A 19799-nucleotide genomic window follows, 5' to 3' on the forward strand; every position below is an offset into this window, starting at 1 on the left:
TCAGGCTGTCGCCCCTGCGAGCAGGGTGCGGCCTGTCGGGACGCTGGCTTGGCTGATCGGGGTGAGGATTGCCTGTCGGAGGGCGGCGAGGAGAGCGGCCAAAAGGGCCCTGAGGTGGGCGAGGATCTTGCGGATGTTGTGGCCGCAGCCGCAGAGGACGGCGTAGAGAGCATCGCCGAGCGTGCCCTTGAGGGCGCAGCGGGCGAGGCGGCCATCGGTCTTCATGTGGCCGATCTCGGGCTCGATGGCGCTGCGGCGGCGGAGCAGCCGGCGCAGGCGGGGCGTGAGGCCGCGGCTGGTGCCGCTGACGAGCACCCTGGTTGCCGTGACGCCATGGCCGCGGTAGCCGCGATCGACCACGGCGAGGCTGGGACGCTGGCCGGTGAGGGTCTCGACCTGCTGGAGGGCGTCGGCGAGGGTGTGGCCGTCGTAGGGATTGCCGGGCTGGCTGCGCATGCCGACGACGAAGCCACCGGCGAGGGTGGTGGCGATGCTGACCTTCGTGCCGAACTCGTAGCGCACCCGCGCCTTGCCCTTGGCGATGCAGTCCACCTCGGGCTCGTGCAGGGCGTAGAGCTTGCGGGACGACTTCGGTGTCTGGAGCAGCAGGCGGGTGACGAGGGCGATGCGCTGCTCGATGCGCGCCCGCAGTGGCCCGTCAGGGACGGCGCCGAGCTTGCGTTCAACATCGCGCAGGATGCGGCCGGTGTAGCCCTTGAGCGTGCGCAACGCCTTGCGCATGCGGCGGAACTGCCGGGCGTGGGCGTAGCGCCCCACCTGGCCGGCCAGGCGCGGCGCCAGGCGATTGTAGTTCTGGCGCAGGGCGATCCCGGCCTTGTGCGCCAGCGTCACCAGCGAGTGGCGGGCCCGCTCATAGAGGCGGCTGTCGGTCGGATGGGCGATGGCCTTCTCCATCACTGTGGTGTCCACTGCGATCTCGGCCAAGCTGTTCGACGTCACAGCTCCCGAAGCCTGAGCCGCCTCGATCGTCCTGGTCAGCAACCACTCGACACCTTCCTCACCGATGCGACCGCGCCAGCGGCTGAGAGAGGAGGGATGGATGGGCGCACGGTGCTGGAAGAAGGTCTCACCCGTGAAGTGCTGGAAGTACGGGTTCTCCACCCAGCGCGCGAGCACCGCCTCGTCGGAGAGGCCATGGGCGTGCTGGAGGTACATCAGCCCGGCGACCAGACGCGGATGCGTGGCCGGCCGTCCCTCAGCGGCGGGGAAGAAGCCGGCCCATTCCCGCTCGAACCAGGACCAGTCGATCAGCGCCGCCAGCCGCACCAGTTCGTGCCGCCCATCGATCATGTCGACCAGCCGCGGCCGCAGCAGATCGGCCTGTTCCGGCGGGCGCGGGCGGTGCTTCATGCCCACAAGATTCGCAGGGTTTGTCGTCGAAAACAATCGAACCCTGCAAATCCAGGTCGCCGAGCCCGGAAAATCTCACAGCTAGATCAGTGCCTTACGAGTTATTCAAGGCCGACCATGTAGCACAGGCCTGCGAAATGCTCGGATTGACCTTCACCTCGTCAAGTGTCGTGAGCATCGCCAGAGACAAGGTGGCCACGCGGGCCGCCCTGAAGGCACACGGTTTCACCATGCCGCGATATGCCGCTGCAGCCGCGGTCGATCAGATTCCCGCCGCCGTCACCGCGATCGGACTGCCCTGCATCGTTAAGCCGGCCAGAGGATCTGGAAGCCGCGTGTGTTACCCGCTTTACAACGATGAGCAGGTCGACTGGTATCAAGCCGAGGCACGTCGCGTGCAAGCGGCTGCTCAGGCGTACATGCAATGGATCTTTGCCAACGGATTCATTTGTGAAGAGGTCCTGAAGGGGCCCATCCTGTCGGTCTGCGTAGCCGCGGGACACCGAAACTGGCATGCTGTATCCGTCGCCCTCCATGCTGAGCAGGCCGTCAACCCAAGCGTGGGCTTTGGCTCCGTGCTGCCCATCAGCCCAGAGCACCACGCCGCGTCCGCGTGCGCCGACTACGCCGTCTCTGTGTGCGAGGCGCTCGACCTGTCCGTAGGGCTGTTCGACGCGGAGATGGTATTCACGGAAAGTGGGCCCGTATTGCTCGAGGTGAACGCACGCCCCATGGGCGGTGAAATGATAGCCGCATACGAGCTAGCGACAGGCCATGATTTGTTCGGCACGATACTGGACATCTACGCCGGGCGCGAGTTTTCAACGCCCACCGCTGGCCGTGGACCGAAGACTGTGATCCGGAAACTCATCGCCGCGGAGCAGGGTCAGGTCGCCAGCAGCCTTGATCATGCAGCACTACTCAAGCTGATCCCAGCCGGTGTGATGCTCAAGAACTATCGGTTATACCAGGGCCGCCACGTTCACGAATTGGAGGTCTTGGCAAGATTGCTGATGACGGCGGGCGACGAGTGGAGCGGCTTTGCCCACCTCGGAGAGGTTGCCGAGTGCATCGCTGCCGCAGCAGGCGTGCGCTTGATCGACGGCTCACTGCCTGACTTGCCGTTGATGGTGGTCGGGGACCATAGTTGTCTACATCTCCCGGAAGGGCTGCCGAGTTCCTCTGGTCGGGCGCTGCAATCGGGTCCCCTGTAAGCCGACTCGTGGAGGACTAGTGCTAGCTCGTTTTCCGACAAAAACGCTCTTGGACAACGGTGAAACCCGCATTGTCCATGTTGCCTCAGAGCTAGGCAACCGAGATGTCGTGGTGGTAACCTTTTCGGAAATGTGGCGCAATAACCCAGATGACCTGGGGTTCGGCGAGAAATTCTTAATAGAAGCCGGGATCGACGTTATTGCTGTTAGAAAGCGAAGGGATAATTGGTATCAAGATTTGTCGCTTGGAGAATTTGTGCGATCTGTAGGCGGCACGTGTTCGCTGTACCGACGCTCTGCTTGCTATGGAGCAAGCATGGGAGGCTTTGCGGCCCTATTCTATGGGGGATCGATTGGGGCGTCGATAATTTCGGTTTCTCCAATGGTTTCTATTCATCCCGATTATCCAGAATTTGGGTCAAATTTCTATAGAAAGCTGGTGGAAATAAAAAATGTTGATCTGAGAAGCGTTCCTAAATCAAAAGAACTGGTAACGGTCGTGTATGATCCAATGAAGAGGGCCGATCTTAAATACGTTACGAGAGAGGTTATTCCGGCTTTTCAGCGCGCGAGAGTCATTCGGCTACCTTATACCGGGCATCCTTCAACATACACTATGGCAGAAATGAATTTGCTCCAGCCGCTTGTTCTGCAGTTTATCCGATTCGGAACAATCCTAGATTTATCGGTCGCGGTACGCCACCGGAAGGCCCAATCGATCTATTACCTCTGGAACCTCGCTCGGAGGTGCGCCGCTTCTAAGAAGTTTCGCATCGCCACGACCCTCTATCAGTGTGCCATTGCGCGGGCAGCTAATCCTGAACCTATCGAGTCGGCCTTGAATAACTCGTAAGGCACTGATCTAGCTGTGAGATTTTCCGGGCTCGGCGACCTGGATTTGCAGGGTTCGATTGTTTTCGACGACAAACCCTGCGAATCTTGTGGGCATGAAGCACCGCCCGCGCCCGCCGGAACAGGCCGATCTGCTGCGGCCGCGGCTGGTCGACATGATCGATGGGCGGCACGAACTGGTGCGGCTGGCGGCGCTGATCGACTGGTCCTGGTTCGAGCGGGAATGGGCCGGCTTCTTCCCCGCCGCTGAGGGACGGCCGGCCACGCATCCGCGTCTGGTCGCCGGGCTGATGTACCTCCAGCACGCCCATGGCCTCTCCGACGAGGCGGTGCTCGCGCGCTGGGTGGAGAACCCGTACTTCCAGCACTTCACGGGTGAGACCTTCTTCCAGCACCGTGCGCCCATCCATCCCTCCTCTCTCAGCCGCTGGCGCGGTCGCATCGGTGAGGAAGGTGTCGAGTGGTTGCTGACCAGGACGATCGAGGCGGCTCAGGCTTCGGGAGCTGTGACGTCGAACAGCTTGGCCGAGATCGCAGTGGACACCACAGTGATGGAGAAGGCCATCGCCCATCCGACCGACAGCCGCCTCTATGAGCGGGCCCGCCACTCGCTGGTGACGCTGGCGCACAAGGCCGGGATCGCCCTGCGCCAGAACTACAATCGCCTGGCGCCGCGCCTGGCCGGCCAGGTGGGGCGCTACGCCCACGCCCGGCAGTTCCGCCGCATGCGCAAGGCGTTGCGCACGCTCAAGGGCTACACCGGCCGCATCCTGCGCGATGTTGAACGCAAGCTCGGCGCCGTCCCTGACGGGCCACTGCGGGCGCGCATCGAGCAGCGCATCGCCCTCGTCACCCGCCTGCTGCTCCAGACACCGAAGTCGTCCCGCAAGCTCTACGCCCTGCACGAGCCCGAGGTGGACTGCATCGCCAAGGGCAAGGCGCGGGTGCGCTACGAGTTCGGCACGAAGGTCAGCATCGCCACCACCCTCGCCGGTGGCTTCGTCGTCGGCATGCGCAGCCAGCCCGGCAATCCCTACGACGGCCACACCCTCGCCGACGCCCTCCAGCAGGTCGAGACCCTCACCGGCCAGCGTCCCAGCCTCGCCGTGGTCGATCGCGGCTACCGCGGCCATGGCGTCACGGCAACCAGGGTGCTCGTCAGCGGCACCAGCCGCGGCCTCACGCCCCGCCTGCGCCGGCTGCTCCGCCGCCGCAGCGCCATCGAGCCCGAGATCGGCCACATGAAGACCGATGGCCGCCTCGCCCGCTGCGCCCTCAAGGGCACGCTCGGCGATGCTCTCTACGCCGTCCTCTGCGGCTGCGGCCACAACATCCGCAAGATCCTCGCCCACCTCAGGGCCCTTTTGGCCGCTCTCCTCGCCGCCCTCCGACAGGCAATCCTCACCCCGATCAGCCAAGCCAGCGTCCCGACAGGCCGCACCCTGCTCGCAGGGGCGACAGCCTGAAGACGTTGTTCAAGGCCGACTCGGTAAGGTCGGCGTTCGCAGAGATTTTCGCTATCCAGTTCCCACCGCTGCTCCAGTCTTCCTTCCGAAAGACATTCCTCGCATTGGCTCAAGCCGCGCGAACGCGCTGGTCAGCCGATGATGCCGTGTATTCCGGCGCATCCGTCAAGGAAGCGTTCGTGATGTTTCCGCCCGGCCCCTTCCGAAACCCAGCCCGGGCCGACCTGCCCTTCCCGAAAATCCATGGGGTTTCCCCTGGCCACCAGGAATTCGGGGAGAATGCCGGTCCCCGCTGCTTTGAAGAAAACTGGCGGAAGCTCCGCATCGGCGTCACCCTGCTCCGGCCGGAGGTGAAGCATGGAAGACCTATTACCCAGAGCCATGCTGCTCGGCGAGTTGCTCAAGCGCCGTGCGGAAACCGTCGCCGTGCCCGAATCCTCCGCCGGCGGGCTGGTGTCGGCGGCCCTGCTCGCCATCCCGGGCGCCAGCGCCTACTTCATGGGCGGCGCCGTGGTGTACACGCAGCGGGCCCGCAGCACTCTTCTCGCCATCACGGAGAAGGAGATGGCGGGCCTTCGCCCGGCCACCGAACCCTATGCCATGCTGCTCGCCAGCAGCGTCCAGAAGCGTTTCGCCACGCATTGGGGCATTGCCGAGACCGGTGCGGCTGGCCCTGGCGGCAACCGCTATGGCGATCCCGCCGGCCATGCCTGCATCGCGGTCGCCGGCCCGATGGCTTTGACGCGGCGATTGGAAACCGGGAGCCAGGACCGCCCGGCCAATATGCGGACCTTTGCCGCCGCCCTGCTGGACCTTCTCATCGAAGCCATGGAAAGCGGAGCCGGGACGGCACCGCAATCCTGATCGCGCCGGGACACGGCCAGCAGGGCTGCCGTCCCGTTCTGGACAGAGGAGCGGCCTCAGGCCGAAAGGGAACTCCCGGGCTACGAAGGGAGGAAGGCCTGCGCCCCTCCCTTCGCGCAACCCTCAGTGCTTCAGGCTGTCGGGCACCTTGCCGCCATTCTGGGCGAGCTGCTGCCACACCGCCTTCGACAGGGCGATGTTCTGCTCGGCACTGCCATCCGCTCCGGCATGCACGTTGAGCTCGCTCGCGAGCTGCTTGCGCGCATCCAGGCTGGAATCGAGATCCAGCATCTTCAGCAGGTCGACAATCGACGTCCGCCAGTTGCCGCCGCCGCCTTTCTGCGCGGCGATCCCCTCCAGCACGGATTCGACATCCACTTCCTGACCCGAGGACTGGACCGACCCGGCGCCCGCCGGAGCCGCACCCGCCGGAGCCACGCCTGCCGGCGCCGCAGCAGCAGGGGCGGCGCCCGCATCCGGCGCCTGGTCGGAACCTGCCGGCGTGGCAGCCTGCGCCGCACCGGCGGGGTGGAAGATCTTGTTCAGGATCGAGCTGAAGATGCTCATCTTGCTTCCTTTCAAGAAGATGGACGGGGAACGGACAGACCCGTCAGGAGTTCCGGCGCCGGTTGAGCGAAACGCGCGCCCGCTCCGGCCGGATGGCTGCGACGGGTAACGCGGGATGTCCGGCCATGTTGCCACGGCAACCGAAGAAGGAGCGCGCCACGATGCCCCTGGAGGCCACCCTGCCGGGCGCTTCCTGCGGCGCAGCCATCAGCGATGGGTCGTCACCCCGACCTGCCGGCACATGCTCAGCAGCAGGCAGGACGAACAGCGGGGCCGCTCGCCCGTGCAGACATGCTTGCCGAAGGGGACGAGGCGCTCGTTGATCTCCACCCAGTAGCGGCGCGGCAGGATCGCCACCAGGGCGGCCTGGGTCCGGTCCGGCGTGCCGGTCGCGACGATGCCCCAGCGGTTGGTCACGCGATGGACATGGATGTCCACGGCGATATGCGCCTGACCCAGCGCCACGCCGAGCGCGAGGGAGGCGATCTTCGGCCCGACGCCGCGGAAGGCCATCAGCCCCTCGACCGTGTCGGGGACGATGCCGCCGAACTCCCCGGCAATCCGCCGCGACAGGGCGATCAGGTCGCGTGCCTTCGGTTCGGGAAAGGTGGCGCCATGCAGGAGGCGCACGAGCTCCGCCTCCTCCAGCGCCGCCATCGCCTCCGGGGTGCGCGCCGCGGCGAAGAGTCGGGGCAGACCGGAATCGTGGTCTCGTCGCGGGTGCGGGCGGAGATGAGGCTCGCCACCAGCTGCTCGAACAGGCTGCCATAGCCCCGGTCCCGCAGCTCGAACATCGCCGCCTTCGGCACCTCGGCGACGGCCCGCCGCAGCCGCCGGAACGCTTCGTCGAAATCGAAGGGTTCCCTGGGCGCGGCTTCCGCCACGATCTCGGCTGTGTGGGGCATGCCGCAGAAACGCCGCCCGGCCACGCGGGTTCAGCGCGCGGCATGCCGCATGCACATCCCGCCGGTCCGGGCCATGGCCGGCGGCCAGGAGATCCCCGGATGCAACCCGTTGAAACGATCCGGCATTCCCCGCATATCGCGCGCCAGCTTGAACCCCTGACCGAGAGGACTGACGGTGAGCGAAACGCTGGAGCGGCACGAATTCGGCGCCGAGGTGGGGCGCCTTCTCGACCTCGTGGTGCACGCGCTCTATTCCGACCGCGAGATCTTCCTGCGCGAGCTGGTGGCCAATGCCGCCGATGCCGTGGACCGGCGCCGCTTCGAGGCGCTGACCGACAGCACGCTGGGCCTGCCGGCCGAGGCCAGGGTCCGGATCGTGCCGGACAAGGCGGCGCGGACGCTGACCATCTCCGACCCGGGCATCGGCATGTCGAAGGCCGAGCTGGCGCAGCATCTGGGCACCATCGCCCGCTCGGGCACGCTGGCCTTCACCCGCTCGCTGGCCCAGGCGCAGGCCATGGAGAAGCCCAGCCTGATCGGCCAGTTCGGCGTCGGCTTCTACTCGGCCTTCATGGTGGCGGAGCGGGTCGAGGTCACCTCCCGCCGCGCCGGCGGCGAGGAGGCCTGGTGCTGGGCCTCGGAGGGGCAGGGCAGCTACACGCTGGCCCCCGCCAGCCGGGCGGAACCCGGCACCGACATCGTCCTGCACATGAAGGCGGATGCGGAGGAGTTCCTGGAGCCCTTCCGGCTGCAGGCGGTCATCCGCAAATGGGCCGACCACATCACCATCCCCATCACCGTGGCGCAGGACGGCAAGGACGAGCCGGCCAACGAGGGCACCGCGCTCTGGCGCAAGCCGAAATCCGAGGTGACGGAGGAGCAGTACACCGAGTTCTACCGCCACGTCGCCCATGCCTTCGACCAGCCCTGGGCCACGCTGCACTGGCGCGCGGAAGGGACGCTGGACTACAGCGCCCTGCTCTTCATCCCGGGCATGAAGCCCTTCCAGGCGGTGGAGGGCGAGCGGGAAAGCCGGCTGCGGCTGCATGTCCGGCGCATGTTCATCACCGATGAGGCCGGGCTGCTGCCGCCCTGGCTGCGCTTCGTGGAAGGCGTGGTGGACACCGAGGACCTGCCGCTGAATGTCAGCCGCGAGATGCTGCAGTCCACCCCCGTCCTGGCGCGCATCCGCAAGGCGGTGACGAACCGCGTCCTGTCGGACCTGAAGTCCCGCGCCAAGGATGAGGCGGACTACGCGAAGTTCTGGGAGAATTTCGGCCCGGTCCTGAAGGAAGGCGCCTGGGAGGATGCCGAACACCGCAAGGAGGTCGCGACCCTGCTGCGCTTCCGCTCCTCCGCCGTGGAGAGCTGGACCTCGCTCGCCGACTATGTCGCGCGGATGAAGGAGGGGCAGGAGGCGATCCACTTCCTGCTCGGCGACGACCCGGCCGCCCTGGCGCACTCGCCGCAACTGGAGGGCTTCCGCGCCAAGGGGGTGGAGGTGCTGCTGCTGTCCGACGGCATCGATGCCTTCTGGCCGGAGCGCCTCGCGGAGTTCGAGGGCAAGCCGATCCGCAGCGTCACCCAGGGCATGGTGGACCTGTCGAAGATCACGGGCGCCCCCGAGGCTGGCGAGGCGTCGGGCGAGGCCGCCGATGTCGCCGAGTTGCTCGCCCGGCTGAAGGAGGCGCTGAAGGACGAGGTCGGCGAGGTGCGCGCGACGGACCGGCTGGTGGAAAGCGCGGTGGTCCTGGCCGCCCCGCAATACGGCCCCGACCTGCAGATGCAGCGCATGCTGCGCCGCGCCGGGCGGGGCAGCGGCGCCGGCCTGCCGGTGCTGGAGATCAACCCGCGCCACCCGCTGATCCGCAGGCTGGCCGAGGGCGTGGCGACGGACACGGCGCTGGCGGAAAAGGCGGGCCTGCTGCTCGACCTCGCCCGGGTGCAGGATGGCGACACGCCGCGCGACCCGGCGGGCTTCGCCCGGCGCGTCGCCGCCGCGCTCGCCTTCTGAAAGCCGCCCGGCCCGCCTCCCGGCGGGCCGGGCGCGTGGGGCACCCCGCCGGCGGACCTGGCCTATCCCGGCAGTTGCACAGCATGCCGGTGCAGCTTGGTCAGATGACCCGCCCTTCGGGAACGCCGAGGCCGAATTCCTCCGCATAGCGCGCCGCGAAGGCCTGGCTGACGCTCTCCGCCACCACCGACGGGCGACAGGTCAGGAACTCGGCCAGACGCAGCGGGCCGCAGTGCTGGCACAGGGCCGTCGCGGCGCAGGCCTTCGGGTCCGGCATCGGGAGGCTATACTATCATGTCATATGATATCATATAGAAGCCCTGGCCATGCCGTCTCCGGTCCGTCACCGGGAGTGGCCGCATGAAAGGTCCGGCCCCGGAGAGGGCCGGACCGGGAGAAGGAAATGTCCATGAACGACCACCGCATCACGCGCCGGTCCACCCTGGCGGCGGGCCTGGGTGGCGGCCTCGCCATGCTGCCGCTGCGTCGCGCCCTCGCCGCCTATCCCGACCGGCCGATCAAATGGATCGTCCCCTATGCCGCCGGCGGGGGCTCCGACGTGATCGCGCGGCTGGTGTCCGCCGGCCTGTCACAGCGGCTCGGGCAGTCCTTCGTGATCGACAACCGCCCGGGCGGCGCCACCAATATCGGCGCCGAGGCCGCGGCCAAGTCGCCGCCGGACGGCTATACCGCGCTGACCGCCGACAACGGCACGCTGGTCTTCAACCCGGCGCTGTTCCGGAAGCTGCCCTATGACGTGGACCGCGACTTCCGCCCCGTCGGGCTGCTCGCGCGCTTCCACATGGTGCTGGCCGTCACGAAGGAAGCCCCGGCCCGCAGCGCCCGTGATTTCGTCGAGCGCGCCAGGGCCGCGCCGCGCAGCATCAACTACGGCTCCGCCGGCATCGGATCTCCGCACCATCTGACCATGGCCCGCCTGGCGCGCGAGACCGGGATCGAGCTGACCCATGTCCCCTATCGCGGCGTCGCGCCGGCGCTGAACGACCTGCTGTCCGGCAATGTGGAGGCGATGGTGGTGGACTACGCCGCCGGCGGCGAATACCTGCGTTCCGGCCAGATCAGGCCGCTGGCGGCCTTCTCGGACGCCCGCATCGCGGGCCTTCCGGACGTGCCGGTGGTGCAGGAGGCGCTGGATCTGCGCGGCTTCGAATCCTACGCCTGGCAGGGCCTCGTGCTGCCGAAGCGCACGCCCGACGCGGAAGCCGGCCGCCTTTCCGCGGCACTCGCCGCGACGCTCCAGGACCCGGCGACCGCCACCCGCATGCGCGAGATCGGCCTTGAGCCACTGCCGGGCGGGCCCGACGCCTTCCAGTCCCTGCTCGCCAGCGAACGGAAGACCTGGGTGCCGCTGATCCGCGAACTCGGCGTCTCGCTGGACTGACACTCCGGCGGCGTTGTGGCGCAGCGCTTCGTGGCCAGCCCCGGGCGGAGGCTCCGCCTCCCCCGGTCCCCCTCCGCTGGGGACATGGCATGTCACCAGACCCCGCCTTGGGTTGGCTCGGCGTTGCGAGGTCGGCCTGCGACCCGACCCTGCGGAACAGGTGGACCAGCGGGGCTCTCGATAGGAAAGACACCGTCTCCGCGCCGGTGGTGCCGGCAGTCGCCGGAGGGCAACGCTCTCCGGCGCGATCCGGCGTCCGCGAGCGCCAACGACAATGGGTCCAGGGCCCGCAGGGTCCTGGCGGAGTGGGGGTTTGGGGGCGAGGCGGCGCCTTGCCCCCAAGGGCTACGTCAGCCCCCGTTGACGCGGCTCAGGCCGCCTTTTCCATGTTCCAGAAAAACTGCACCGGCGAGAGCACCATGCCCTTGAGGCTGTCGCGATAGGCCATGGGCTGCTGCACCAGCCCGCCCGGGGCATAGGGCACCACCTCGAAGGCGCGGCGCTCGATCTGCGCTGCGAGTTCCTTCTGCCTCGCCTCATTGTCGGTGGCGATCCACTGGTCGCGCAGCCCTTCCAGCGCCTCGTCCTTCGGCCAGCCGAACCAGGCGGCCTCGCCATTGGCGCGGATCAGCGGGTGCAGCGCCGGGTTCAGCACATCGGCGCCGGACCAGAGCGTGTGGAAGACCGACCAGCCCCCCTGCTCCACCGGGCCACGGTTGGCACGGCGGCCGATGAAGGTGGCCCAGTCCGTGGAGATCAGGTCCACGGTCATGCCGAGGTTCTTCAGCAGCTCCTGCGTCACCAGCGACTGGTTATAGGCAATGGGCTGGTCCGCCGGGGCGAGCAGGACGACCTTCTCGCCCTTGTAGCCCGCCTCCTTCAGCATGGCCCGGCCCTTCTCCAGGCTGCCCTGCATCGCCTCGGTCCCGCCGGCGCCGGTGGACATGGGCGAGCCCGGGGTGAAGAAGGTCTTCGCCTCCTTGTAGTACTCCGCGCTGCCGACCACCGCCTGCATGTAGTCGTCCTGCCGCATCGCCATCATCACGGCGCGGCGGATGCCCGGATTGTCGAAGGGCGGCTGCCCATGGTTGAAGCGCATCAGAAGGATCAGGCCGAGCGGCACGTTCTGGATGCGGATCCGCGGGTTCTGCTTCAGCACCGGCAGCAGGTCGATCGGCGGCTGCTCGTACCAGTCCACTTCCCCTTGCACCATGGCGCCCACGGCGGCGGCGGGCTCGGTCAGCGCCAGCCATTCGATGCGGTCGATCTTCGCCACCTTGCCGCCCGCGGCCCAGGAGGGCGCTTCCTCGCGCGGCCTGTAGGCGGCGTTGCGGGTGTAGATGGCGTTCTGCCCCGGGATCCATTCCTTCGCCTCGAAGCGCCAGGGGCCGGAGCCGGTGGCATCGGCGATGGGCTTGCTGGCGTCGGTCTGGGCGACACGCTCCGGCATGATGAAGGGCACGTTGGAGGACAGCTTGCCCAGCGCCGCCGGCAGCATCGGAAAGGGCTTCTTCAGCCGCACCGAGAAGGTGCGCGCGTCATCGGCGTCGTAGCCCTCGACAAATGCGGCGAAGGTCTGGCCGAAGGCGTCGCGCTTCGACCAGCGCTGGATCGAGGCGATGCAGTCCTGCGCCCGCACCGGCTGTCCGTCATGGAAGGCGAGGCCGTCGCGCAGGTGGAAGGTCCATTTCAGCCCGTCCGGCGCGGTCTGCCATTCGCTCACCATCTGCGGCCGGATCGCGAACGTCTCGTCGGTGGCGAAGAGCGTGTCGTAGATCAGGTAGCCGTGGTTGCGGATGACATAGCTGGTCGCGATGACCGGATCGAGCGAGGGCAGCGGCGTCGAGGGGATGAAGCGCAGCGTGGCGCTCTTGCCGCCCTGGGCGCGCGCGAGATGCGGCCGGGCGAGGCTGGCGGCGCCGGCCAGGCCGGCGGCACCGGAAAGAAGCGTGCGGCGGTGCAGTGTCATGGCGGATGACTCCTGCGCGGCCGGTCCGTCCCGGCACGCGCCTGATGGGGGCTGTGTCGGGACGGGGTAGGCGGGTCAGGCCGCCTGGGGCAGGGCGAGGTCCGCCGGCAGCTTCGGCCGCTTCGCCAGCGCCGCCCGCATCAGCGCCTCGACCTCGGCGCGCTCGGCCTCCGGCAGTTCCAGGCGGGGCGGGCGCGTCAGAGAGGTGCCGCGGCCCATGATGTGCTCGCAGAGCTTGATGCACTGGACGAGGTCCGGCCGAGCATCGAGGTGCAGCAGCGGCATGAACCAGTCGTAGAGCGCCCGCGCCTCGGCATAGCGGCCCGCCTTGGCCAGGCGGAACAGCGCCTCGCCCTCGGCCGGGAAGGCGTTGGACATGCCGGAGACCCAGCCCTCGGCGCCGAGCATCACGCTTTCCAGCACGGTGTCGTCCAGGCCCGCGAACATGCGGAAGCGGTCGCCCACCATGTTGCGCAGGTCGGTGAAGCGGCGCGCGTCGCCCGAGGATTCCTTGAAGCAGACGACCGTCTCGCAATCCGCCAGCGAGGCCAGGATGGCGGGCGTCACGTCGTTCTTGTAGATGGGTGGGTTGTTGTACACCATCACCGGCAGGTCGGTGGCCTTGGACACGCCGCGGAAATGCGCGGCGGTCTCGTGCGGCTTGGAGGAATAGACCAGCGCCGGCATCACCATGATGCCGTCCAGCCCGATGCGCGCGGCCTCCTTCGCCATCGCCGCGGCGAAGGGCGTGGTGAACTCGGCGATGCCGGCGATCACCGGCACGCGGCCGCCGGCGGCATCCTTGGCCGCCTCCATCACCGCCAGCTTCTCCTCCTTCGAGAGGGAGCAGTTCTCGCCCACCGTGCCACAGACGATCAGGCCCGAGACGCCGTCGCGAATCAGCGCCTGCATCACGCGGTGCGTTGCCTGCACGTCGAGGCTGTGGTCGTCGCGGAACTGGGTGGTCACGGCGGGGAAGACGCCCTGCCAGTCGATCTTGGCGTTCATGGCTCGGTTCCGGTGCTCACGGGATTGCTGGTGGCGTCTTCGTAGATTTTATACAATATCCGAGTCAATGCTTTTCTGCGCCCGATGACAGGCCGCGGCCCCGGTGCCACATCAGGCCCCCACCTGCCCGGCGGCATGCCGGAAGGGCGGAAAGGAGACAGGATGAACGCGCCGCTGAAGCACCGTACCGTCTCGGCCGCCCTGCTGGAGGAGATCCGCCGCCGCGTGCTGGACGGGCGCTATCCGGCTGGCGCGCAGCTCCGCCAGGACAGCCTTGCCGAGGAATTCGGCGTCAGCCGCATCCCTGTGCGCGAGGCGCTGTTCCAGCTGGAGGCCGAGGGCTTCGTGCGGATATCCCCGCACAAGGGCGCTACCGTCGCGGCCCTTTCGGCAGAGGAGGTGGGCGAGGCCTTCGAGCTGCGCGCGCTGCTGGAGCCGCGCCTGCTGGAACATTCCGCGCCGCGCCTGACGGAGGCGGATTTCGCCGCGCTGGACCGCGTCCTGGCCGAATATTCCCATGCGCTGACCGAGGGCGAGACCGGCCGTTGGGGAGAGCTGAACACGCAGCTCCACCGCCTGCTCTACAGCCGTGCCGGCAAGCCGCGCACCGAGGCGCTGGTCGCCAACCTGCTGCAGGAATGCGACCGCTACACGCGGCTGCAGCTTTCCGCCGATCCGTTGGAACTGGCCCGCGCCGATCGCGAGCACCGCGAGATGGTGCACCTCTGTCGCCAGGGCGAGGTCGCCGCGGCCGTTACCCTGCTGCGCGCCCATGTGGCGCATGTGGCCGGGGCACTGGAAGCCTTCCTGCACGAGCACACCACCCCGACCTGAGCGGCCGCCTGCCCCCGGGGGGCGGCTCATCCGCTCATGGGGCGCCGCGCCCGTACCGGCGCGAGGGGCGGAACAAAGCCGCCCTTCGGCTCAGAACGCCGCGCCCAGCCCCACCAGGACCGCGAGGGCCAGACCGCCCCAGAGAGGCAGCAGGGCATGGCGGCCCGAGGCGATGGGCAGGTCCCCGGCCAGCCTTTCCGCCTGCCGCGCCAGGGCCGGCAGCGACAGGGCGAGGGCAAGGCCGAAGGGAAGCAGCAGCAGGGGATGCTGCCGCGCCAGGGCCATGGCCACGGCGAGGAGGGCGGCGAAGCCCGGAAAGGGCGGTAGCCCGGACAGGCCCGCCAGGGCGAGGAGCAGGCCCCAGCGCCCGGCGCGGAAACCCGCCGCGCCACCCGGAAGCTCCGGCGCCGTGCCCCGTGGCTGGAGCGCCAGCCCCGCCGCGCAACGCGACAGCGCCTGCCCGGCCAGCGCCAGGATGCCCGCCAGCGGCAGATCCAGCCCGAAGCAGAGCGCGGCCAGGCCGGTCTGGCCGATCCCGGCCCAGCCGATCAGCCGCCCCGGGTCCTGTCGCCGCCAGAGCGCCAGGGCCGCCGTAAGCAGCGACAGCAGCCCCGCCGCCGCCAGCAGCCCACCCAGCGGCAGGCTCTCGGCCGCGGCGTCCGCCACCCGCCCGACGCGCCACAGCATCGGCAGCGCCATGGCGGGCAGCAGGCCCAGGCACAGCGCGGAGAACACGGCCGCCCCGCGTATGGAGGCGGCAATGCCCCAGCCCTGCCACGGCACCAGCCCCGACAGCGGTCCATAGCCGGCGAGCAGCAGCACGGCACCCAGCCGCAGCAGCCCGGCCTCTCCCCCGGAGGCGGACAGGATCAGGCCCGGCCAGGACCCTGTCCCCAGCGCGCCGGGGCCGCAGCCCAGCAGAAGCAGCACCACTCCCAGCAGCGCAATGGCGAGCCCGGCACCGCAGGGCAACAGCATCCGCCAGGACAGGGCCAGGGCCTCCGCGCGCCATCGCCCCTCCCCCGCGCCCGACAGGATCGCCGCCGCGGCCAGCAGGGCGGGCACGAAGCCGATCCAGCCCAGCACGGGACCATCCGCCAGCACCGCCAGCAGATAGCCGCCCAGGAAGACCTGCACGGCCAGCGGCAGGCCCGGCATGGGCGGGCCGCTCCGGGTGGCCAGCCTGCCGGACACCAGCAGGCCGATGGCCCCGCCCAGGGCCGGGAGAAGGCGGTTCACCGCGTCCAGCCGCATCACCCCGTCGCCGCCTTCCGGCCGCGCCAGCAAGACGAGGCCGAGCAGGAAGCCCAGCGCCGAGGCCAGAAGCCCGGCCTTCGCCGTCGCCGCCGCCATGCCCGGCCGGGACAGCGGCAGGGCCAGCAGCAGCGCTGCCAGGAAGGGCCAGGCCACGGGCGCCCAGAGCGGCAGCACGGCGGGAAGCCAGGAAGGCAGTCCGGCCTCCATCAGGCTCCTTCCTCCACGGCCTTCCCGCTTCCGGCATCCTCGATGGGGGCACCCCCCTCCGGCCCATGGGGCATCCATGCCGCGAGTTCGAAGCGGAGATGGAAAAGAAAGGCCCCCGCCACCATGGCCAAGGCGAGGATCAGGCTGGCCAGGGTGAGCTCCAGCACCTCCGGCAGGCCCGGCACCGCCAGGGCTGCCAGCACCAGCCCGTTCTCCAGGCTGAGGATGCCGAGCCCCTGGCTCAGCGGATCGCGCCGCAGCAGCACCGTCGCCAGCCCCAGCAGCAGCAACGCCAGGGCCACCGCCAGGGTGGCGCGCGCCGCCATGCCGCCCGCCCCCATGGCGGCGGGCCAGACCACCACCGTGGCGAAGCCCAGCAGCACGGTCCCCAGGATCAGCGAGGACCCGATGCCGAGATGCAGCGCCGCCTCCCCCGGCAGGCCGAGGCGGCGCGACAGGCGGCGCAGCCCCAGCGGCACGGCCAGCGCCCGCCCCAGCAGCGCCACCGTCGCCACGGCCAGGAGCTCCGCGCGCCACATGCTCCCGCTGCGGGCCAGCCAGCCGGCGAGCAGGGCGAGCAGCAGGGATTGCAGCGCATAGGCCAGGATCGCCCCGCCGCTGCGGCGCAGGCAGAGCAGGGCGAAGCCGCAAAGCAGCATGCCGCCGGCCAGGAGCTGCGGCAGGTCCGCGGATACCGGCTCGAACCTCATCGTCACCCCCCTCGCATGAAAGGCTTTGCGTTGTCCCGGGGGGGACAAGGGCGAGGCGGAGCCTCGCCCCCGGGCGCCGGCCACGAAGCGCAATGGCCGGAACGGGCCGCCACCCGTATCATGCGACGCGGGCGCCCAGGAAGAGCAGCACCGCGCCGAGCACCGCCAGCAGCAGCGCCGCGCCCAGCAGCTCCGGCAGGCGCTGCCGCCGCATCCCGGCCACCAGCGCCCCCGCCAGGGCGAAGACGGCCCCAACCGCCAGCAGCTTGGCGGCCCAGGCCAGCAGGCCGAGCGGCCAGGCCAGCCAGGGTGCCTCCACCGCCTCCGGCGCCAGACCGAGGGGTAGGAAGACCGCCGCCAGCAGGTCCAGCCAGAAGAGCAGCCAGAGGTCGCGCGCCAACGACCACAGTGCCAGATGCCGCCCGGAAGCCTCGGCCGGCAGCATGGCGCCGGTCTCGGCCCCGCATTCCACCTGCGCCACCGCCAGCAACGCCCCCAGGCAGAGCAGCAGCGGGAGTTGCAGCCCCATCCCGCCATCCCGCACCCCGGCGGCGACGGTGGCAAGCCCGGTGCCGCCCGCCAGCATGGACAGGACCAGCACCACCGCCAGCAGCGCCGGCCCGGCCAGCACCGCGTCGGCCAGCAGCCGCGAGGCCGCCAGCCCGCCCTGGGCCCGCCCCGCCTCCAGCCCCGCCAGGGCCAGGAAGGCCCGGCCCAGCCCCACCAGCCCGGCCAACAGGACCAGATCGGCCAGCGGCGCCAGCAGCATCCCGGTGGTGAAGGCGGGCACCAGCCCGGCCGCCGCCAGCGCCGTGGCGAAGCTGGCATAGGGGAGGATGCGCGACAGGGCGGAGGCGTCCTCCGGCAGATTGGGCTGCTTCGTCACCAGGCGCCGCAGGTCGCGCCATTCCTGCCACGGCGGCGCCCCCCGCCGCCCGGCGAGGCGCAGGCGCAGCCAGCGCGCGCCACCGGCCAGAAGCGGCGCGACGAGCAGGATCAGGCCCCCGTGCAGGAGCTGCGCCAGCAGGGCGGGCAGCAGGTTCATCCCCGCCCTCCGAGCCAGGAAGCGAGCAGCAGAAGCACCACCGCCAGCAGCAGGCCGAGGCCCAGCTCGCCCCGCGCCGAAAGGCGCCGCGGCCGACGCAGGAAGGGCGCCGAGGCCAGCCAGGGCCCGATGGCCGCCAGCGCGACCGGAAGCCGCTGCCAGCGCGCGAGGCTCTGCGCGATGCCCTTCTCGCCCGGCGCCGGCGACACGCCCAGCAGCCGCCGCAGCGGCTGCGCGAAGCCGCGCCCGCCCGGCTGGGTGGCCGGGTCGCCGAAAGGCAGGTGCGGCGGCGGCGCCATGAAGCCGTCATCCCAGACCGGCCCGGTCACCGGGGGCGGGCCGAGGGCGCGCAGCGCCAGCGCCGCGATCCCGCCCGGCAGCAGCAGCAGCGCCGCCACCGCCAGCGGCTGGTAGGAGGCCGCGCCATCCCCTGCCTGCACCGCCAGCCACCCGGCCCGCCCTTCCAGATCCGCCCGCACCAGCAGGCGCAGGGCCGGGCCCATCAGCTCCAGCAGCGGCCCCGGCAGGATTCCGCCCAGCAGCAGCAGCACCGCCAGCAGCAGCAGCGTGCCGCGCGTCACCCCCGTCACGTCGCCGCCCCCCAGGGTGCGCGGATGCCGTGGCCGGCCGAGGAAGGCGAGCCCCAGGAAGCGCAGCGCCGCCAGGGCCAGCAGGGCCAGCACCGCCCCCGCCGCCGCCAGCACCGCCAGCGCCGCGAACTGCGTCCCGATCTCCCCGACCCTCCAGGCGGCCAGCAGCGCCTGCAGCAGCACCCAGGCCGGGGCGAAGCCGGCGAAGGGCGGCAGGGCGGCCAGCGCCAGCACCGCCAGCGCCGCGCAGCCGGTGGCCCAGGGCATCACCCGCACCAGCCCGCCGAGCCGTTCCAACGAACGGAAGCCGGTCATCCGCCGCACCTCCTCCGCCACCAGGACCAGCAGCAGCGTGGCCGGCAGGCCGAGCCCGGCCTGCAGCAGCGCGCCGCCCGAGGCCAGCGCCGCCAGCGCGCTCAGATCAGCGGCCCGGAAGATCGCGGCCAGGCCCAGGCCCAGCACGGCCAGCCCCGCCTGACCGCCGGCGAGCCAGCCCGGCAGGAGCCGGAGATCATCCTCCAGGCTGGCCCGCAGGCCGCAACGGAAGGCCATCGCCGCCCCGGCCAGCAGCGTCGGCAGGCCCCACCAGCCCGGTTGCGCCGGCCCGGTCAGGTCCAGCAGCAGCCGGGCCAGGAGGTAGAGCCCGGCAGTCACCATCAGCGCCGGCAGGGCCGCGCAGGGCCGCCCGGGCCGGGCCGTGGCCAGCAGCGGCATCCAGCTCAGCATGGAGGAGGCGCCCAGCAGCGGCGCGGCCCCGGCCAGGGCCAGGACGAGCAGCAGCCCGGCCCGCCAGCCCTCGGGCGGCACCTGGCGCAGCGAGGCGAAGGACCAGCCGGCCGGTTCCAGCGGAAGAGCCGGCGCCATGGCCGCCCCGGGGGCGGCCGGGGCCATGGGCAGCAGCAGGGCGAAGGCGAGGAGCAGCGCCACCCAGCCGGCCAGGGCCGAGGCCAGGCCCCGCCGGGCCACGGCCCGCCCCCTGGGATACGCCAGCTGCGCGGTGGAGAAGACCAGGACCGGCAGGGCCAGTCCCAGCGCCAGCAGCAGCCCCGCCGCATCCGCCGCCGACAGCGCGAGGGCCAGCAGCGCCGGGCCGATCGGGGACAGGGCGCGCCGCAGCGCATCCGGCTCCTCCGGATCAGGGCCGGAGGCGGCGGCCAGCAGCCCCAGCAGCATCAGGAACCAGCCCGACAGCCCGTCCGGCCGCAGCAGGACCACGCCACCCGGCAGCACCGGCAGCGCCAACGCCGGGGAAGGCGGCCCCCAGAGCGCCATCGCCCCGGCCGCCATGAGGGCGAGCCCGGCCGGCAGGCACAGGATGGGTGCCGCCCGGGACAGAAGCACGGCGGGCGAGGTGGGAGGGGCCACGGTGCGGGATGCCCGGCCCGGCGGCAGCGGTCCCGGCACCGGGCCGGCCGCCACGCCACGCGGCAGCGCCCCCGCCAGGGCGGCGAGCCCGGACAGGGCCAGGAAGGCGAGCAGCAGGATGGTCACGGCGCCGGACGATAGCAGCCGGGCTTCGCGCGA

At 70.4% G+C, this 19799-nt stretch carries 17 protein-coding genes; 7 read left to right on the forward strand and 10 right to left on the reverse strand.

The window, feature by feature from the left end; genetic code table 11:
- Complete coding sequence (locus CTJ15_RS16810) at window positions 1-1371, reverse strand: IS5 family transposase (protein WP_226945876.1); 1371 nt, start codon at window positions 1369-1371, stop codon at window positions 1-3.
- An 89-nt stretch (window positions 1372-1460) separates the two neighbouring features.
- Here CTJ15_RS16810 and CTJ15_RS16815 point away from each other — a divergent pair, with 89 nt between their 5' ends.
- From CTJ15_RS16815 to CTJ15_RS16825, 4 genes are all read left to right on the forward strand, one after another.
- Window positions 1461-2585, forward strand: a complete 1125-nt coding sequence (locus tag CTJ15_RS16815) for an acetyl-CoA carboxylase biotin carboxylase subunit family protein (RefSeq protein ID WP_075823581.1) — start codon at window positions 1461-1463, stop codon at window positions 2583-2585.
- Between the two features lie 49 nt (window positions 2586-2634).
- Window positions 2635-3438, forward strand: coding sequence for a hypothetical protein (locus tag CTJ15_RS24005; protein WP_126281906.1), 804 nt, complete (start codon window positions 2635-2637; stop codon window positions 3436-3438).
- A 94-nt stretch (window positions 3439-3532) separates the two neighbouring features.
- A complete protein-coding gene (locus CTJ15_RS16820; protein ID WP_226945876.1) occupies window positions 3533-4903 on the forward strand; it encodes an IS5 family transposase in 1371 nt (456 codons plus the stop codon).
- 357 nt (window positions 4904-5260) lie between these two features.
- Window positions 5261-5767, forward strand: a complete 507-nt coding sequence (locus CTJ15_RS16825) for a CinA family protein (RefSeq protein ID WP_193009608.1) — start codon at window positions 5261-5263, stop codon at window positions 5765-5767.
- Window positions 5768-5890: 123 nt separating this feature from the next.
- Here the strand turns inward: CTJ15_RS16825 and CTJ15_RS16830 are convergent, their stop codons facing one another.
- Together CTJ15_RS16830 and nth are read right to left on the reverse strand one after the other, a co-directional pair.
- Window positions 5891-6334 carry a DUF3597 domain-containing protein gene (locus tag CTJ15_RS16830; RefSeq protein WP_075823205.1) on the reverse strand — a complete coding sequence of 148 codons (444 nt, stop codon included), beginning with the start codon at window positions 6332-6334 and terminating at the stop codon, window positions 5891-5893.
- A 207-nt stretch (window positions 6335-6541) separates the two neighbouring features.
- A complete protein-coding gene (nth, locus tag CTJ15_RS25060) occupies window positions 6542-6991 on the reverse strand; it encodes an endonuclease III (RefSeq protein WP_255414117.1) in 450 nt (149 codons plus the stop codon).
- Window positions 6992-7414: 423 nt separating this feature from the next.
- Between nth and htpG the strand changes: the two genes are divergently transcribed.
- The gene (gene htpG / locus CTJ15_RS16840) at window positions 7415-9253 is read left to right on the forward strand and encodes a molecular chaperone HtpG (RefSeq protein WP_075823206.1); all 1839 of its coding nucleotides are present in this window, start codon (window positions 7415-7417) and stop codon (window positions 9251-9253) included.
- Between the two features lie 100 nt (window positions 9254-9353).
- Here the strand turns inward: htpG and CTJ15_RS24425 are convergent, their stop codons facing one another.
- Window positions 9354-9530, reverse strand: a complete 177-nt coding sequence (locus CTJ15_RS24425) for a hypothetical protein (protein ID WP_171979171.1) — start codon at window positions 9528-9530, stop codon at window positions 9354-9356.
- A 132-nt stretch (window positions 9531-9662) separates the two neighbouring features.
- Between CTJ15_RS24425 and CTJ15_RS16845 the strand changes: the two genes are divergently transcribed.
- Window positions 9663-10655 carry a tripartite tricarboxylate transporter substrate binding protein gene (locus CTJ15_RS16845; RefSeq protein WP_019459269.1) on the forward strand — a complete coding sequence of 331 codons (993 nt, stop codon included), beginning with the start codon at window positions 9663-9665 and terminating at the stop codon, window positions 10653-10655.
- A 370-nt stretch (window positions 10656-11025) separates the two neighbouring features.
- Here CTJ15_RS16845 and CTJ15_RS16850 read toward each other — a convergent pair whose 3' ends face one another.
- Window positions 11026-12624 carry an ABC transporter substrate-binding protein gene (locus CTJ15_RS16850; RefSeq protein ID WP_075823271.1) on the reverse strand — a complete coding sequence of 533 codons (1599 nt, stop codon included), beginning with the start codon at window positions 12622-12624 and terminating at the stop codon, window positions 11026-11028.
- A gap of 75 nt (window positions 12625-12699) precedes the next feature.
- Window positions 12700-13632: a dihydrodipicolinate synthase family protein gene (locus CTJ15_RS16855; protein ID WP_019459267.1), complete on the reverse strand. Its 933-nt coding sequence runs from the start codon at window positions 13630-13632 to the stop codon at window positions 12700-12702.
- Between the two features lie 162 nt (window positions 13633-13794).
- On the opposite strand from CTJ15_RS16855, the gene CTJ15_RS16860 reads away from it, so the two are divergent.
- Window positions 13795-14466, forward strand: a complete 672-nt coding sequence (locus CTJ15_RS16860; protein WP_075823270.1) for a GntR family transcriptional regulator — start codon at window positions 13795-13797, stop codon at window positions 14464-14466.
- 90 nt (window positions 14467-14556) lie between these two features.
- On the opposite strand, the gene CTJ15_RS16865 is transcribed toward CTJ15_RS16860, so the two are convergent.
- The 4 genes from CTJ15_RS16865 to CTJ15_RS16880 form a co-directional block, all read right to left on the reverse strand.
- A complete protein-coding gene (locus tag CTJ15_RS16865; protein WP_099781742.1) occupies window positions 14557-15930 on the reverse strand; it encodes a hypothetical protein in 1374 nt (457 codons plus the stop codon).
- Window positions 15930-16640 (reverse strand): hypothetical protein, encoded by a 711-nt coding sequence (locus CTJ15_RS16870; protein WP_075823552.1) that lies wholly within the window; start codon window positions 16638-16640, stop codon window positions 15930-15932. The genes CTJ15_RS16865 and CTJ15_RS16870 overlap by 1 nt, the downstream gene beginning before the upstream one ends.
- Window positions 16641-16758: 118 nt before the next feature.
- Window positions 16759-17685 (reverse strand): NADH-quinone oxidoreductase subunit H, encoded by a 927-nt coding sequence (locus CTJ15_RS16875; RefSeq protein WP_099781743.1) that lies wholly within the window; start codon window positions 17683-17685, stop codon window positions 16759-16761.
- Window positions 17682-19766: a proton-conducting transporter membrane subunit gene (locus tag CTJ15_RS16880; protein ID WP_099781744.1), complete on the reverse strand. Its 2085-nt coding sequence runs from the start codon at window positions 19764-19766 to the stop codon at window positions 17682-17684. The genes CTJ15_RS16875 and CTJ15_RS16880 overlap by 4 nt, the downstream gene beginning before the upstream one ends.
- Window positions 19767-19799: the final 33 nt, after the last annotated feature.

The organism is Roseomonas sp. FDAARGOS_362 (assembly GCF_002754815.1).
GTDB classification, from domain to species: Bacteria; Pseudomonadota; Alphaproteobacteria; order Acetobacterales; family Acetobacteraceae; genus Roseomonas; species Roseomonas mucosa.

What these genes read in the sequence shown, in the direction of transcription:
- CTJ15_RS16810 (WP_226945876.1), bottom strand. Translation starts at nt 1,371, where the DNA reads ATGAAGCACCGCCCGCGCCCGCCGGAACAGGCCGATCTGCTGCGGCCG.
- CTJ15_RS16820 (WP_226945876.1), top strand. Translation starts at nt 3,533, where the DNA reads ATGAAGCACCGCCCGCGCCCGCCGGAACAGGCCGATCTGCTGCGGCCG.
- CTJ15_RS16825 (WP_193009608.1), top strand. Translation starts at nt 5,261, where the DNA reads ATGGAAGACCTATTACCCAGAGCCATGCTGCTCGGCGAGTTGCTCAAG.
- CTJ15_RS16830 (WP_075823205.1), bottom strand. Translation starts at nt 6,334, where the DNA reads ATGAGCATCTTCAGCTCGATCCTGAACAAGATCTTCCACCCCGCCGGT.
- nth (WP_255414117.1), bottom strand. Translation starts at nt 6,991, where the DNA reads ATGGCGGCGCTGGAGGAGGCGGAGCTCGTGCGCCTCCTGCATGGCGCC.
- CTJ15_RS24425 (WP_171979171.1), bottom strand. Translation starts at nt 9,530, where the DNA reads ATGCCGGACCCGAAGGCCTGCGCCGCGACGGCCCTGTGCCAGCACTGC.
- CTJ15_RS16845 (WP_019459269.1), top strand. Translation starts at nt 9,663, where the DNA reads ATGAACGACCACCGCATCACGCGCCGGTCCACCCTGGCGGCGGGCCTG.
- CTJ15_RS16850 (WP_075823271.1), bottom strand. Translation starts at nt 12,624, where the DNA reads ATGACACTGCACCGCCGCACGCTTCTTTCCGGTGCCGCCGGCCTGGCC.
- CTJ15_RS16855 (WP_019459267.1), bottom strand. Translation starts at nt 13,632, where the DNA reads ATGAACGCCAAGATCGACTGGCAGGGCGTCTTCCCCGCCGTGACCACC.
- CTJ15_RS16860 (WP_075823270.1), top strand. Translation starts at nt 13,795, where the DNA reads ATGAACGCGCCGCTGAAGCACCGTACCGTCTCGGCCGCCCTGCTGGAG.
- CTJ15_RS16865 (WP_099781742.1), bottom strand. Translation starts at nt 15,930, where the DNA reads ATGGAGGCCGGACTGCCTTCCTGGCTTCCCGCCGTGCTGCCGCTCTGG.
- CTJ15_RS16870 (WP_075823552.1), bottom strand. Translation starts at nt 16,640, where the DNA reads ATGAGGTTCGAGCCGGTATCCGCGGACCTGCCGCAGCTCCTGGCCGGC.
- CTJ15_RS16875 (WP_099781743.1), bottom strand. Translation starts at nt 17,685, where the DNA reads ATGAACCTGCTGCCCGCCCTGCTGGCGCAGCTCCTGCACGGGGGCCTG.